Source organism: Burkholderia territorii (assembly GCF_902833055.1).
Lineage (GTDB): Bacteria > Pseudomonadota > Gammaproteobacteria > Burkholderiales > Burkholderiaceae > Burkholderia > Burkholderia territorii.
This window is the reverse complement of the sequence record NZ_CADFEJ010000004.1, coordinates 1-13,981: the sequence shown is the minus strand read 5'-3', so window position 1 is coordinate 13,981 and position 13,981 is coordinate 1. Positions and strand designations below refer to the sequence as shown.

General features: G+C 69.0%; 14 protein-coding genes. 6 read left to right on the top strand and 8 right to left on the bottom strand.

Translation table 11 applies throughout. From position 1 onward, the window contains the following. Positions 1-31: 31 nt before the first annotated feature. The 4 genes from HW466_RS09890 to HW466_RS09875 form a co-directional block, all read right to left on the bottom strand. Positions 32-1,357, bottom strand: coding sequence for an ABC transporter substrate-binding protein (locus HW466_RS09890; protein WP_151006845.1), 1,326 nt, complete (start codon positions 1,355-1,357; stop codon positions 32-34). Between the two features lie 103 nt (positions 1,358-1,460). Continuing rightward, complete coding sequence (locus HW466_RS09885) at positions 1,461-2,825, bottom strand: D-tagatose-bisphosphate aldolase, class II, non-catalytic subunit (protein WP_174905685.1); 1,365 nt, start codon at positions 2,823-2,825, stop codon at positions 1,461-1,463. Continuing rightward, a complete protein-coding gene (locus HW466_RS09880; RefSeq protein WP_059792207.1) occupies positions 2,813-3,769 on the bottom strand; it encodes a sugar kinase in 957 nt (318 codons plus the stop codon). Before HW466_RS09880 ends, HW466_RS09885 begins: the two co-directional genes overlap by 13 nt. A 69-nt stretch (positions 3,770-3,838) precedes the next feature. Next, entirely contained in the window at positions 3,839-4,615 is a 777-nt protein-coding gene (locus HW466_RS09875) for an L-iditol 2-dehydrogenase (protein ID WP_151006033.1), read from the bottom strand. A gap of 328 nt (positions 4,616-4,943) precedes the next feature. On the opposite strand from HW466_RS09875, the gene HW466_RS09870 reads away from it, so the two are divergent. The 5 genes from HW466_RS09870 to HW466_RS09850 all read left to right on the top strand — a co-directional run bounded on the left by HW466_RS09870 (position 4,944) and on the right by HW466_RS09850 (position 8,421). Beyond that, positions 4,944-5,405, top strand: coding sequence for a Fur family transcriptional regulator (locus HW466_RS09870; protein WP_151006032.1), 462 nt, complete (start codon positions 4,944-4,946; stop codon positions 5,403-5,405). Positions 5,406-5,454: 49 nt separating this feature from the next. Beyond that, on the top strand, positions 5,455-6,369 hold the full coding sequence (locus tag HW466_RS09865) for a metal ABC transporter solute-binding protein (protein WP_151006031.1): 915 nt from the start codon (positions 5,455-5,457) through the stop codon (positions 6,367-6,369). A gap of 13 nt (positions 6,370-6,382) precedes the next feature. After that, positions 6,383-7,273, top strand: coding sequence for an ABC transporter ATP-binding protein (locus HW466_RS09860; RefSeq protein ID WP_059506429.1), 891 nt, complete (start codon positions 6,383-6,385; stop codon positions 7,271-7,273). Then, entirely contained in the window at positions 7,266-8,051 is a 786-nt protein-coding gene (locus HW466_RS09855; RefSeq protein ID WP_151006030.1) for a metal ABC transporter permease, read from the top strand. Before HW466_RS09860 ends, HW466_RS09855 begins: the two co-directional genes overlap by 8 nt. Before the next feature lie 91 nt (positions 8,052-8,142). Next, positions 8,143-8,421, top strand: a complete 279-nt coding sequence (locus HW466_RS09850; RefSeq protein WP_151006029.1) for a hypothetical protein — start codon at positions 8,143-8,145, stop codon at positions 8,419-8,421. A gap of 28 nt (positions 8,422-8,449) precedes the next feature. Here the strand turns inward: HW466_RS09850 and fghA are convergent, their stop codons facing one another. Continuing rightward, the gene (gene fghA, locus HW466_RS09845; protein WP_059506424.1) at positions 8,450-9,298 is read right to left on the bottom strand and encodes an S-formylglutathione hydrolase; all 849 of its coding nucleotides are present in this window, start codon (positions 9,296-9,298) and stop codon (positions 8,450-8,452) included. Positions 9,299-9,543: 245 nt separating this feature from the next. Then, positions 9,544-10,980 carry a xylulokinase gene (locus tag HW466_RS09840; protein ID WP_174905686.1) on the bottom strand — a complete coding sequence of 479 codons (1,437 nt, stop codon included), beginning with the start codon at positions 10,978-10,980 and terminating at the stop codon, positions 9,544-9,546. Positions 10,981-11,427: 447 nt separating this feature from the next. Here HW466_RS09840 and HW466_RS09835 point away from each other — a divergent pair, with 447 nt between their 5' ends. Continuing rightward, the gene (locus HW466_RS09835; RefSeq protein ID WP_170296747.1) at positions 11,428-12,804 is read left to right on the top strand and encodes a nucleobase:cation symporter-2 family protein; all 1,377 of its coding nucleotides are present in this window, start codon (positions 11,428-11,430) and stop codon (positions 12,802-12,804) included. On the opposite strand, the gene HW466_RS09830 is transcribed toward HW466_RS09835, so the two are convergent. Together HW466_RS09830 and HW466_RS09825 are read right to left on the bottom strand one after the other, a co-directional pair. Then, positions 12,798-12,980, bottom strand: coding sequence for a hypothetical protein (locus tag HW466_RS09830; protein WP_151006587.1), 183 nt, complete (start codon positions 12,978-12,980; stop codon positions 12,798-12,800). The two genes, HW466_RS09835 and HW466_RS09830, sit on opposite strands and share 7 nt — an antisense overlap. A gap of 86 nt (positions 12,981-13,066) precedes the next feature. Next, positions 13,067-13,981, bottom strand: a 915-nt coding sequence (locus tag HW466_RS09825) for an efflux transporter outer membrane subunit (protein ID WP_151006586.1), incomplete at its 5' end; no start/stop codon positions are given.

Below are 13,981 nucleotides of genomic sequence, written 5' to 3'. Positions count from 1 at the left end.
CGGCACGACGCGGGCCGCGTGACTCCCCGCGTTACTTCCTGTAGCCGGCCTGACGCACCGCGCGGTCGGCGGCGGCCTGCCCGGCGGCGAGCGCCTGGTCGACCGTCATCTGGCCGGCCACCGCGCCCGCGATCGCCTGCCCGACCACCGTGCCGAACGACTGGAATTCAGGAATCCCGACGTACTGCACGCCCGTGTACGGCACCTTCTTCAGCGACGGGTCGTTCGGGTCGGCCGTCTCGATCGCCTTCAGCACGAAGTCGGAGAACGGCGCGGCGGCCTTGTACTCGGGGCGCTGGTAAGTCGATGCGCGCGTGCCCGGCGGCACCGACGCCCAGCCCTCGTCCTTGCCGACCATCTCGATGTACTGCTTCGACGTCGCCCACGCGATGAACTTGCGCGCGGCGTCCTGCTGCTTCGACGTCTTCGGCACGGCCAGCGCCCACGCCCACAGCCAGTGCGAACCCTTCGGCGTGACGGCGACCGGCGCGGCCGCGAAGCCGATCTTGTCGGCGACCTGCGACTGCTGCTTGTTGTAGAGCATCCCGGCCGCGACGGTCGCATCGATCCACATCGCGCACTTGCCCGACGCGGTCAGCGTCAGGTTCTCGTTGAAGCCGTTCGAGCTCGCTCCGGGCGGGCCGTCCTTCTTCAGCAGGTTCACGTAGAAGCCGATCGCCTTCTTCCATTCCGGCGACGTCAGCTGCGCGTTCCAGTTCTCGTCGAACCAGCGCCCGCCGAACGTGTTCACGACCGTCGACACGTACGCCATGTTCTCGCCCCACCCCGCCTTGCCGCGCAGGCAGATGCCATAGGTGCCCTTCGCCTTGTCGGTGAGCTTGTCCGCGAATTCGGCGATCTGGTCGTAGGTCGGCTGGTCGGGCATCTTCAGCCCTTTCGCCGCGAACAGGTCCTTGCGGTAGAACGTCATCGAGCTTTCGACGTAGAACGGCAGCGCGTACAGCTGGCCGTTGTACGACAGGCTGTCGCGCGCGGTCTTCACGATGTCGTTCAGGTCGTAGTCGGCGGGCAGGCCCGTCATCGGCGCGAGCCAGCCGCGCTTGCCCCACTGCGGCGTCTCGTACGTGCCGATCGCCATCACGTCGAACTGGCCGCTGCCGGTCGTGATGTCGGTCGTCGCGCGCTGGCGCAGCACGTTTTCCTCGAGGATCACCCAGTTCAGCTTGATGTCCGGGTTCGCCTTCTCGAACGCCGGCGACAGCTTCTTCAACTCGATCATGTCCGGGTTGTTCAGCGTCGCGATCGTCAGCGTGCCGGCGGACGCCGCGCACGCGGCCGTCGCGAGCGCGGCCGTGGCGAAGCAGCGTACGGCGGCATCGAGCATCTTTCGTTGCATGGCATGTCTCCTGTGATTGTTCGAACTGTCGGCGATGTTGCGTACTGCGTATTGGGTATTGCGAATTGCGTGTTTCGTGTTGCCTCGCTTCGTTCGCGGCCCGTCACGCCGGCCGCTGCATCCCGCACGCGCGCGCGTAGTGCGCGATCACGTCGCGTATCCGGTGGCGCACCCATGCGCGCGGCTCTCTCGCGAGGCCGCCCGCGCGGCACGCCGCGTACACGTCCGGCAGCCACTGCGCGACGAGCGTCTCGGGCACCGGCTGCCGCGCGAGGTTGTCGAACAGCTGCTCGACCGCCGCCGCGACGGCCGGCTGCAGCCAGTAGTAGCGGATCCGGTCGCTGTAGCTGAACTGGCGCGCGAGCCGCTGCGCGGCCTCGTCGCCGCGGTAATACGGCGCCCAGTGCTCGGGTTGCGCGCGCATCGCGGCGTCGACGACGTCGCGCAACCGCGAGCGCTGCGCGGCGTCGTCGATCAGCGCGTCCTCGATGAAAGTGAGCGCGAACAGCGCCTCGCGCAGCGCGAAGGTCAGCGCGGGCCCGACCTTCAGCACCGCGAAATGATCGCGCACGAGCGCGGCGAGCGCGCCTTCGGTCTGGTAGTCGGTCGAATGCGCTTCGAACACGAGGCCCGGCGTGCGCAGGATGCTCGCACCGAGCGACGCGGCCTTCGCGCTGTCGTAGTCGAGCACGTGGCGATCGTCGAAATCGACGCCCGGCTGCGCGACGATCGCGACCACGCGTGTCCATGCGTCGTCGAGCCCGGCCGCCGTGAAGGCGCTGCGATGCGCGTCCAGCGTCGCGGCGATGCTGTCGCTGCGCGTGACCGCGATCCGCGCGATCGCGTCGCTACCCGTGTCGCCGCCCGTGTCACCGGCCACTTCGCCGCCCGGCGTGGGCACCTCGGTGCCGATCACGTAGACGGGGGCAACGCCTGCGCGCGCCGCCGCGTCCTCGGCCGCGCGGCACAGCTCGGCCGCGCGCGCGGCGATCGTCGGGTCGTCGAGCCGCTCCGGATCGTCCGCGCATGCCATGCTGGCGTCGAGGTGGATCTTTTCGAACCCGGCTTCGACGTACGCGGCGACCATTGCGACCGCTTCGCGCATCGCATCGGCCGCGCGACGGTGCCGCCACGGGTTCGGGCCCAGATGGTCGCCGCCGAGCACGAGCGCCGACGGCGCGAGACCGCAGCGCTGCGCGATCGCATCGACGTCGCGCCGGAAATCGGCGGGCGTCATGCCCGTGTAGCCGCCGAGGTGATTCACCTGGTTGCAGGTCGCCTCGATCAGGAGCGGCGAGCCGTCCGCACGCGCGGCCTCGCACGCGGCCTCCAGCACGAGCCGGTGCGCGCTGCAGATCGAATAGATGCCGCGCTGCGCGTCCGCGCGGTTCGCGTCGAAGATCATTCGCAGCACGGTGCCGGCGTGCGCGTTGCGCGGGCGCTCGGCGACGGGCGTCAGGCCGGACATGCGATACCTCGTTCGGTCAGGAAGCGGTCGATTTCGGCCGCGCTGCTGTTGCCCTCCATCGGGCCGCGCCGCGTGACCGCGATCGCACCGGCCGCGTTCGCGCGGCGCAGCGCGACATCGATCGGCAGGCCGGCGACGAGGCCCGCGACCAGCGTGCCGCCGAAGCAGTCGCCGGCGCCGGTCGGATCGAGTTCGTCGACCGGCCAGGCCGGTGCGTCCACCCGGCTCGCACGATCGAACGCGGCGCTGCCGGCCGCGCCGCGCTTGAGCACGACGCGCTCGAGCAGCGGATGCGTGGCGAGCAACCCCGCGATCGCGCGCTCGGCCGGCTGCGGCCCGCAGAAGAACGGCAGGTCGGCCTCGCTCGGCAGAAACAGGTGGCAAGCGGCGAGCATCGTGTCGAGCGCCGCGCGCATCGGCCGGAAGCTCAGCATCTCGGGCCGCACGTTCGGGTCGAACGACACCTTCGCGCCGACGCGCGCCGCCTCGATCACGCCGCGCTGGACCGCCGCGATCGCCGATTCGCTCGTCAGCGACGAGCCCATCACGTGGAAGTAGCGGCAGCCGTCGAACATCGCGGTGTCGACGTCGGATGCGTCGACGCACGCGGCCGCGCTGGTCGACAGGCTGAACACGAAGCTGCGCGAGCCGTCGTCGCGATAGGCGACGAACGCGGTGCCGGTCGGACGCGCGACGCGGCGAATGCGCGTGACGTCGACGCCGTCGCGCTCGAGCCGCGCGACGATCGCGTCGCCGAACGCATCGCGGCCCACGCACCCCGCATACGCGACGCGCGCGCCGAGCCGCGCGGCCTGGTCGGCGAAGATCGCCGGCGCACCGCTCGGAAACGGACCCGCGAACAGCCCCGGCGCATCGAAGCCCTGCCCGCGCTCGGCGGCGACGAATTCCGCCAGCAGTTCGCCGGCGACGACGATCTCGGCCATCATGCGTGCCCTCGTGCGGCGGCCGCGCGCGGCGCGCGCGCCCGGGTTGCGGGTGCGAGCGGCGCCATGTCAGCTCATCCAGTTGCCGCCGTCGACGTTCAGCGTCTGGGCGGTGATGTAATCGGCATCGGCCGACGCGAGAAACAGCGCGGCGCCCGTCAGGTCGCCCGGCACGCCCATCCGGCCGAGCGGCACGGCTTCGCCCACGAGCCGCTTCTTCTCGCCGAGCGGCCGGTTCTCGTAGCGCGCGAACAGCGCATCGACCTGCTCCCACATCGGCGTGTCGACCACGCCCGGCGCGATGCCGTTCACGTTGATCCGGTGCGGCGCGAGTGCGAGCGCGGCCGATTGCGTGTAGCTGATCACCGCGGCCTTGGTCGCGCAGTAGTGCGAAACGAGCGCCTCGCCGCGCCGCCCGGCCTGCGACGACATGTTGACGATCTTGCCGCCGCGTCCCTGCTCGACCATCCGCTGCGCGACGGCCTGCATCAGGAAGAACAAGCCTTTCACGTTGACCGCGAACAGCCGGTCGAACACGTCCCAGGATTCGTCGAGGAGCGGGCGCATGTCGAACAGCGCCGCGTTGTTGAACAGGATGTCGACGCCGCCGAAGCGCTCGACGGCGGTCGCGACGATGCGCTCGATGTCGTCGCCGCGCGTGACGTCGGCGGTGACGGCCACGGCGCGGCCCGGGTTCGCCTCGATCAGCCGGGCGAGCGACCCGCCCGCGGGCTTCACGTCGACCAGCACGCAGCGCGCGCCTTCGTCCAGATAGCGCTGCGCGACCGCTTCGCCGATGCCGCTTGCCGCGCCCGTCAGGATCGCGACCTTGTCTTCCAGTCTCACTGGTTGTCTCCGGTTCGTTCTGCTGTACGAAGGTCGCGAGGTGAGCGAACGCTCGCTGACCGATCAATTGCTCTGTTGTTGGTCGAATGATCGGATACGCGATTCACGGTGTCAAGGCGGCACGGCGGCTTTCGATGATGCACTGCGCAACGGCGACGCCCGGCATCGGGCGGAGAACCACGCCCGGCAAAGGGCGGCGCGCCGGGTGCGGCGCGGCTGAAAACGGCGATGAAGGGGACGGAGCCGGTGCGCGGGACGAATTCGCGCTGCACGCCGGAAAGATACGTTATATCATCGCGATACTTCGTTACATCGCCTGCTTCACGCCATGGCCACTTCATCGCCCATCGATGCCCGGCTGTCCCGGGCCGACGCATTCGCCGCCGAGCACGGGCTCGCGTGGACGCCGCTGCGCCGCCAGGTCTACGAACGCGTGCTGGCCGCGCAGCGCCCGATCGGCGCGTACGACCTGCTCGCCGAGCTGGAACCGCAGCGCGGCCGCGTGCCGCCGACGACCGTCTATCGCGCGCTGGATTTTCTCGTCGAGCACGGCTTCATCCACCGGATCGAATCGAAGAACGCGTTCTTCGCGTGCTGCGAGATCGGCGTGCCGCACGAAGGCCAGTTCCTGATCTGCGACGCGTGCGGCGAGACCGTCGAGATTCCCGGCAGCGACCTCGCGAAACAGCTGTCCGCGAGCGCGCCCGCGCACGGGTTCGAAGTCCATCACCAGGTCGTCGAGCTGAACGGCCTGTGCGGGCACTGCAAGGGCAAGCCCGCGCTACGCTGATACCGCACCCGCGCGGCGCATGGCGCCGCCCCTTCCAATGAGGAGTTTCATGTCCATGTTCCTGAAGCGCGCGCCGCGGCGCGCCCTGCCGCTTGCCCGTCTGTTCACCACCGCGCTCGCCGCGCTGTCGATCGCCGCCCCTGCGTTCGCACAGGCGGCGACCGTCAACGTCGTCGCCGCGGAGAATTTCTATGGCGACGTCGTGTCGCAGATCGGCGGCCGCCATGTCGCGGTGACCAGCATCCTCAGCAATCCCGACCAGGATCCGCACCTGTTCGAGGCGAGCCCGAAGACGGCGCGCGCGCTGCAGCACGCGCAGGTCGTGATCTACAACGGCGCGGACTACGATCCGTGGATGGTCAAGCTGCTCGGCGCATCGAAGCAGGCGAAGCGCGCGACGATCGTCGTCGCGGATCTCGTCGGCAAGAAGGCCGGCGACAACCCGCACCTGTGGTACGACCCGGCCACCATGCCGGCCGCCGCGCGCGCGATCGCGGCCGAGCTCGGCCGCGCCGACCCGGCGAACAAGGCCGACTACGATGCGAATCTGCAGAAGTTCGTCGCGTCGCTGAAGCCCATCGACGACAAGGTCGCCGCGTTGCGCGCGCAATACAAGGGCGTGCCGGTGACGGCCACCGAGCCGGTGTTCGGCTACATGTCCGACGCGATCGGCCTCGACATGCGCAATCAGCGCTTCCAGCTCGCGACGATGAACGACACCGAAGCCAGCGCGCAGGACGTCGCCGCGTTCGAGAACGACCTGCGCAAGAAGCAGGTGCGCGTGCTGATCTACAACAGCCAGGCCGAAGCGCCGATGACCAAGCGCCTGCTGAAGATCGCGCGTGAAGGCGGCGTGCCGAGCGTGAGCGTCACCGAGACGCAGCCGGCCGGCAAGACCTTCCAGCAATGGATGGCCGGCCAGCTCGACGCGCTCGCGACCGCGCTTTCCGCCAGCAAGAAATGACCCGCGCAACGACATGACCGCCACTCCCCACGCACTCGCACTCGATGGCGTCACGCTCGAACTGGGCGGACGCACGATCCTGCGCGACGTGAGTTTCTCGATCGAACCGGGCGAATTCGTCGGCGTGCTCGGGCCGAACGGCGCCGGCAAGACGACGCTGATGCGCGCGGTGCTCGGCCTCGTGCCCGTCACGGGCGGCACGCTGTCGGTCGGCGGCATGCCGGTCGTGCGCGGCAACGCGTCGATCGGCTACATGCCGCAAATCAGGAGCGGGCTCGCGAATCGCCGGATGCGCGGTTACGACTTCGTCGCGATGGCCGCCGACGGCCATCGCTGGGGGCTGCCGCACACGAACGCCGCGACGCGGCGCGACGTCGATCGCGTGCTCGATCTCGTCGGCGGCGCGACGCTCGCGCGCCGGCCGTTGTCGGAGCTGTCGGGCGGCGAGCGGCAGCGACTGCTGCTCGCGCAGTGCCTGCTCGGCAGCCCGAAGCTGCTGCTGCTCGACGAGCCGCTGATCAGCCTCGACCCGAACCACCAGCGCGGCGTCGTCGAACTCGTGCGCAACGTGCAGCGCGAGCTCGGCATCACCGTGCTGTTTTCCGCGCACGAACTGAATCCGCTGCTGAACGCGCTCGATCGCGTGCTGTATCTCGGCAACGGCGTCGCGGCGCTCGGCACCGTCGACGAGGTGATCACCAAGCCCGTGCTGTCGCGGCTCTACGGCTCGCCGATCGACGTGATGCGCGTGAACGGCAAGATCTTCGTGATGTCGGGCGACGTCGAAATCGAAAAGCACGATCACGAACACGAGGACGACGACGGCCACGCGCACGGCGGTGGCGGCGGCCACGGCCATCACCACCACGGACACGCTCATTCCGGGCATTCGCACGATGTTTGAATACGACTTCATGATCAACGCGTTCGCCGCGTCAGGGATCGTCGCGGTGCTCGCGGGCATCGTCGGCTACTTCCTGGTGCTGCGCGGACAAACCTTCGCCGGCCACGCGCTGTCGCACGTCGGCTTCACCGGCGCGACGGGCGCGGTGCTGCTCGGCATGTCGCCGATCTGGGGGATGGTCGGTTTCACGCTGGCGGCAGGCATCGGCATGGGCGCGCTCGGCGAGCGGCTCGCGGGCCGTGACGTCGCGATCGGCGTGATCCTGTCGGGCGCGCTCGGGTTCGGCCTGCTGTTCCTGCACTTCTTCACGTCGTTCGCGACGCAGGTCACCGCACTGCTGTTCGGCAACGTACTCGCGGTCAGCCACGACACGCTCGCGGTGCTGGCCGGCATCGGCGCGGTGAGCCTCGTCGCGCTCGCGCTGATCGCGCGTCCGCTGCTGTTCGCGTCGCTGCAGCCCGAACTGGCCGAAGCCAAGGGCGTGTCGCTGCGCACCGTGTCGACGCTGTTCCTCGCGGTGTGCGCGCTGGCGGTGGCCGCGGCGACGCAGATCGTCGGCGTGCTGCTCGTGTTCACGCTGCTGGTCGGGCCGGCCGCGGCCGCGCAGAACGTGTCGACGCGGCTGTCGACCGGCGTGCTGCTCGCCGCGCTGTTCGCGCTGTTCGAAGCGTGGGCCGGCATCGCGCTCGCGTATCACACCGACTGGCCGACGAGCTTCTGGATTACCGCGCTGTCGGCGTTCGTGTATGGCATGAGCCTGTTGCGGCGACGCACGTGATCGTCGGTCGGTCGAGCGACTTGCTGATCGCGCAGAAGCCGGTTCCGATCCCCGGCCCCTCCATGCACGCATACGGCACGATTGCAGTCAAATGAAGCGAGTCGCGTACCGAGCCGCAGTGATCGCATGGGTACTCGTGGCATCCGTGTCGCTCGCGAGGCGGTGCCTTACTCACGAATCATTCGCACTCCCGATTCCCGAGCGCGCGTGGGCTTGGCTCTTCACGCACGTTCCCGGCTTCTGGGACGGCGAGGCCGGCGATGATCTCGTCATCGTCGTGCACTGGCTGATGGCGCTTGCAATCGTGATGCCGGCGACATCGCTCGCGTTGCGCATGCTGCGAAACCTGAAGCGCTACGCCACCCGCTGACGCAGGATGGCGCGGCCGGTTTGCCGCACTAACGCGACAACACACGCGCATGATGCGCGATGTGATCGGCGATGAACGTCGAGATAAAGTAGTACCCGTGGTCGTAACCCGCATGGCGGCGCAGCGTCAGCGGCTGACCGGCCTTCGCGCACGCGGCTTCGAACACGTCCGGGTTCAGCTGGTTCGCAAGAAACTGGTCGGCGAGGCCCTGGTCGACGAGGATGCCGTCCGCGAACTTCGGCGCACCCGCGCGCGCGACGAGTTCGCTCGCGTCATGCTGCTTCCACGCTTCGCGATCGTCGCCGAGGTAGCCCGAGAACGCCTTCTCGCCCCACGGGCAACGCGTCGGCGCGGCAATCGGCGCGAACGCCGACACTGACCGGTACAGGTCGGCGTGGCGCAGCGCGAGCGTCAGCGCGCCGTGCCCGCCCATCGAGTGGCCGAAGATCCCGAGCCGCGCACCGTCGATCGGCAGTTCGGCCGCGACGAGCTCGCGCAGCTCGCCCGTCACGTACGACTCCATCCGGTAATGCGCGGACCACGGCGCTTGCGTCGCGTCGACGTAGAAACCCGCGCCGACGCCGAAATCCCACGCATCGGTCTCACCCGGCACGCCCGCGCCGCGCGGGCTCGTATCGGGCATCACGAGCGCGAGGCCGTGCTGCGCCGCGTATTGCTGCGCGCCGCCCTTGATCGCGAACGTCTCCTCGGTGCACGTGAGCCCCGCGAGATAGAACAGCGCCGGCACGCGGCCATGCGCGGCCTGCGGCGGCAGGTACACCGAGAACTTCATCGACAGGCCGATCGCCTTCGAATCGTGGCGATAGAAGCGTTGCTCGCCACCGTGGCAAGCATGCGAAGAAACGAGTTCGAGCATGGGTTCCCTTCCGTTCGATACAGCACGATCGGGCGAATCGATTCGCCCGTGTTCATCGGTCGGCGTCACCGTGGAGCGTCGCAAGCAGCCGCGCGTGCGGGTCGGGCCGACCCCGCGCGATACGGCACGGCGATACCGAAGCGTGCCCGTCATGATTCACCATCCCGCCGCCCGTCGCGTGCGGGAAACAGCCGCCGGCTTGCCGCGATGCGTCACCGCTGTCGCGACCGGACAAGTGCCCGAGTTTAAACGCCGGCCGTGAACCACGCATCCGTTCGCGCATACAGATCGACGAAACGCGCATGGCGTGCGTCCAACGCGCCGTCGTCGTGCGGCGCGGCCACCGGCGACGCGGCTGGCGCCAGCGTGCGCAGCGCATCTTCGCGCCAGTGTCCGATCGCGACGCCCGCGAGCAACGCGGCGCCGCGCGTCGCGGCGTTCGGGCAATCGACCGCGTCGAGCGACGCGCCGAGCGCATCCGCGAGCAACTGGCGCCAGCGCGGATCCACCGAGCCGCCACCGGCGAGGCGCAGCGTCGTCACCGGATCGGCCCGGTTCGCATCGCGGATCGCGTCGAGCCCCGCGCGCAACGCGAATGCGACGCCCTCGAACGCGGCGCGCATCATCGCGCCGCGCGTGTCGCCGAGCCCGAGACCGAGCCACCCTCCGCGTGCGTCCGGATTCATCCACGGCGAACGCTCGCCCGTCAGGTACGGCAGGAAGCAGAGCCGCTCCGACGCCGGCCGCGCGAACGCATCGTCGTACGCATCCGGCCACCCCGGATAGCCGAGCCAGCCGCGCACGGCTTCGAGTGCGAGGCCGACGTTCTGCATCGCGGCCATCGTGTAATAGCCGCCGCCCGCCGCCGTGCGGTAACGATGCAGCCCGTGCCGTGCGGGCGGCAATACGTCCGCGAGAACGACGATCTGGCCGCCGCTGCCGGTGGTCAACAGCGCATCGCCGGCCGCGACGAGCCCGCTGCCGAGCGCCGCGCACGCGGTATCGGCCGCCCCCGTCGCGAGCGGCACGCCGGCCGGCAACCCGAGTGCCGCCGCCGCCTTCGCATCGAGCACGCCGCAGCGCGCGCCCGACGCCCGCACCGGAGCGAACCGATCGACGGGCAAGCCCAGCGCAGCGATCAGCGCCGTATCCCACGCACCGTCCGGCGTCGCGAGCGCCGTCGCGCAGGCGTCGCTCGGATCGGCCGCGACCTCGCCGCCCAGCGCGACGCGCAGCCAGTCCTTCGGCTGCACGGCCCAGCGTGCATCCGCCAACGCCTGCGGCTCGTGTGCGGCCAGCCAGCGCAACAGCGGGCCCGCCATGCCGGGCGCGACCGGATTCGGCGCCATCGGCCAGTCGGCCGCGTCCGCTTCACGCACCGCGCGCGTGTCGGGCCACAACAGCGCGGGCCGCACCGGCTGCCCGGCCGCGTCGATCAGCACGACGCCATGCATCTGGCCGGAGAAGCCGATCGCCGCGACCTGCGCGCGCTCGCCGGCCGGCAGCCGCGCCGCGGCACGCACGAGCGCCTGCCACCACACGTCGGGGGCGATTTCCGCCCAGCCGGGCTGCGGCGACGACAATGCATAAGGTTCGCTCGCAACCGAGCGTTCGACGCCATCGGCATCGAGCGTGACGAGTTTGACGGAGCCGGTACCGAGGTCGATTCCGAGCAGGCGCATGACGGTTTGGCGTATTCGAGTGAACGGATATCGATGATAGCGGGATCGCGAGATGCGGCCCGATTTGCGCGGCGCTTTCACGCCGCGGCGGCACGAAAACACGGCAGCGCGCAACCGGTGCCCCCTGGCCGCACGCTGCGCGCCAAAACGGCCGCCAGCGGGTTAACCCGGCGCGATTTTCCTTCGGTCGTTTTTGCCACTATGCCGAGTGCGCGATACACACCATAAAGCCGCCGATATTTGACATGGGGGCCCGCACTATTTTGAAGGGCTATAAAACCGGGAAACCTCACTCCAGCGGCGTTTCCCGATGACCGACACCCTGCTTCATGCCGAAATGGCATATCGAACCAGCAAAGAACGGAATAGAACCCAGCGCTCTTGTTGCGAGTTTGCATTCCGCATAACTTCGTATCACCTCGAAAACAAGATCATGGAGTGAGACAGATGCAATCGAACACGGTCCATCCGTGCGATGAGGTGCTGCCGACCGGCAAGCTTGTAACGCTTGGTCTGCAGCACGTCCTCGTCATGTACGCCGGCGCCGTCGCCGTGCCGCTTATCGTCGGCGGCGCGCTGAAGCTGCCGAAAGACCAGATCGCGTTCCTGATCAGCGCCGATCTGTTTTCGTGCGGCATCGCCACGCTGATCCAGACGCTCGGCCTGTGGATCTTCGGCATCCGCCTGCCCGTGATCATGGGCTGCACGTTCGCGGCCGTCGGCCCGATGATCGCGATCGGCACCAACCCCGGCCTCGGCATTCTCGACATCTTCGGCTCGACCATCGCGGCCGGCATCATCGGCATCGTGCTCGCGCCGATGATCGGCAAGCTGTTGCGGTTCTTCCCGCCGGTCGTCGTCGGCACCGTGATCGCGGTGATCGGGCTGTCGCTGATGGAAGTCGGGATCAACTGGGCAGCGGGCGGCGTCGGCAATCCGGAATACGGCAGCCCCGTCTATCTCGGCCTGTCGCTGCTCGTGCTCACGCTGATCCTGCTGATCAACAAGTACGGGCGCGGCTTCATCGCGAACATCTCGGTGCTGCTCGGCATCGTCGCCGGCTTCGTGATCGCGTTCGCGATCGGCCGCGTCAATACCGACGGCGTCGCGCACGCACCGTGGGTCGGCTTCGTGATGCCGTTCCACTTCGGCCTGCCGCACTTCGACCCGCTGTCGATCGCGACGATGGTCACCGTGATGTTCGTCACGTTCATCGAATCGACCGGCATGTTCCTCGCGGTCGGCGACATGGTCGATCGCCCCGTCAACCAGGAGCGCCTCGTGCGCGGCCTGCGCGTCGACGGCCTCGGCACGCTGATCGGCGGCATCTTCAACTCGTTCCCGCATACGTCGTTCTCGCAGAACGTCGGCCTGATCGGCGTGACGGGCGTGAAGAGCCGGTTCGTCTGCGCGACGGGCGGCGTGATCCTCGTGCTGCTCGGCCTGTTCCCGAAGATGGCGCAAGTCGTCGCATCGGTGCCGCCGTTCGTGCTCGGCGGCGCGGGCATCGTGATGTTCGGGATGGTGGCCGCAAACGGCATCAAGGTGCTGTCGAAGGTCGACTTCGTGAACAACTCGCACAACCTGTTCATCGTCGCCGTCAGCGTCGGGATGGGCCTCGTGCCGGTCGTGTCGCCGCACTTCTTCTCGAAGCTGCCGCCCGCGCTCGCCCCGATCCTGCACAGCGGCATCCTGCTCGCGTCGGCCACCGCGGTGATCCTGAACATCGTGTTCAACGGCGTGAAGGGCGAGAAGGACGCGCGTTGCGAAATCCGCCGCGCGGGGCACGACTTCGACGGACGCCCGGCCGACGTGCATCATTGACCGATCCGCGCCGGATGCGCCGGCGTGCGGCGCAACAAGGTCGCAGGTAAAGGAAAGACGCCACGGCTTGCCGTGGCGTTTTGCTTCGTGGCAAGCGATCGGGCGACGATCGCGCCGACGCCGGTGATGACGATCCGCGGGGCGCTGCCAATCGAACCGGCGCAAAAAAACGCCACGGACTTTCGTCCGTGGCGTTGTCGTATCGCGGGTACCGCGACCTCGACGGACCGGCGCGGTCGCCCGCGCCTGCCCATCTTCGTGCTTACCCGTTCGTCGCTGCTGCCGACGCCGGTGCCGGCGCGGCCGCCTTGTCGTAGTCGGCCGTTTCGTCCGGCGCGCGCGGCGTCTCGCCGGCACGCTGGATCCAGCCGCCGCCGAGTGCGCGGTACAGCGTGACCAGGTTCGTCCAGCGCGCCAGGCGTGCGCTGATCAGCGACTGCTGCGCCGAGTACAGATCGGTTTGCGCGGTCAGCACCGACAGGTAGCTGTCGACGCCGTTCTTGTAACGCAGGTCCGACAGGTCGAAGCGACGCTGCTGCGCGTGCTCGTTGCGCTCGAGCGCCGCGATCTGCTGGTCGTACGTGCCGCGTGCAGCCAGCCCGTCCGACACTTCGCGGAACGCCGTCTGGATCGCCTTCTCGTAGTTGGCGATCTCGATGCGCTTCTGCACGTTCGCGAGATTCAGGTTCGCGATGTTCTGCCCGCCTTCGAAGATCGGCATCGTGATCTGCGGCGCGAACGACCATGCCGCCGTGCCGGCCTTGAACAGGCCGCCGAGCGTCGGGCTGCCGGTGCCGAATGCGCCCGTCAGCGAGATACGCGGGAAGAACGCCGCGCGTGCCGCGCCGATGTTCGCGTTCGCGGCCAGCAGCGTCTGCTCGGCCTGCATCACGTCCGGACGACGCGTCAGCAGGTCCGACGGCAGACCGGCCGGCACGTCCGTCAACAGGTTCTGCGCATCGAGCGGCATGCCGGGCGGCAGGTCGTCCGGCAGCGGCTCGCCGATCAGCAGCACCAGCGCGTTCAGTGCCTGCGCACGCGCACGCGCCTGCGCCTGCTGGTTCGCGAGCGCCGTCTCGACGACCGTCTGCGCCTGACGCAGCTCGAGCTCGGAGCCCGTGCCGTTGTCGAACTGCAGCTTCGTCAGGTCGTACGACGCCTGTGCCGTCTTCAGCGT

What these genes read in the sequence shown, in the direction of transcription:
- HW466_RS09890 (WP_151006845.1), bottom strand. Translation starts at nt 1,357, where the DNA reads ATGCAACGAAAGATGCTCGATGCCGCCGTACGCTGCTTCGCCACGGCC.
- HW466_RS09885 (WP_174905685.1), bottom strand. Translation starts at nt 2,825, where the DNA reads ATGTCCGGCCTGACGCCCGTCGCCGAGCGCCCGCGCAACGCGCACGCC.
- HW466_RS09880 (WP_059792207.1), bottom strand. Translation starts at nt 3,769, where the DNA reads ATGGCCGAGATCGTCGTCGCCGGCGAACTGCTGGCGGAATTCGTCGCC.
- HW466_RS09870 (WP_151006032.1), top strand. Translation starts at nt 4,944, where the DNA reads ATGGCCACTTCATCGCCCATCGATGCCCGGCTGTCCCGGGCCGACGCA.
- HW466_RS09865 (WP_151006031.1), top strand. Translation starts at nt 5,455, where the DNA reads ATGTCCATGTTCCTGAAGCGCGCGCCGCGGCGCGCCCTGCCGCTTGCC.
- HW466_RS09860 (WP_059506429.1), top strand. Translation starts at nt 6,383, where the DNA reads ATGACCGCCACTCCCCACGCACTCGCACTCGATGGCGTCACGCTCGAA.
- HW466_RS09855 (WP_151006030.1), top strand. Translation starts at nt 7,266, where the DNA reads ATGTTTGAATACGACTTCATGATCAACGCGTTCGCCGCGTCAGGGATC.
- HW466_RS09850 (WP_151006029.1), top strand. Translation starts at nt 8,143, where the DNA reads ATGAAGCGAGTCGCGTACCGAGCCGCAGTGATCGCATGGGTACTCGTG.
- fghA (WP_059506424.1), bottom strand. Translation starts at nt 9,298, where the DNA reads ATGCTCGAACTCGTTTCTTCGCATGCTTGCCACGGTGGCGAGCAACGC.
- HW466_RS09840 (WP_174905686.1), bottom strand. Translation starts at nt 10,980, where the DNA reads ATGCGCCTGCTCGGAATCGACCTCGGTACCGGCTCCGTCAAACTCGTC.
- HW466_RS09835 (WP_170296747.1), top strand. Translation starts at nt 11,428, where the DNA reads ATGCAATCGAACACGGTCCATCCGTGCGATGAGGTGCTGCCGACCGGC.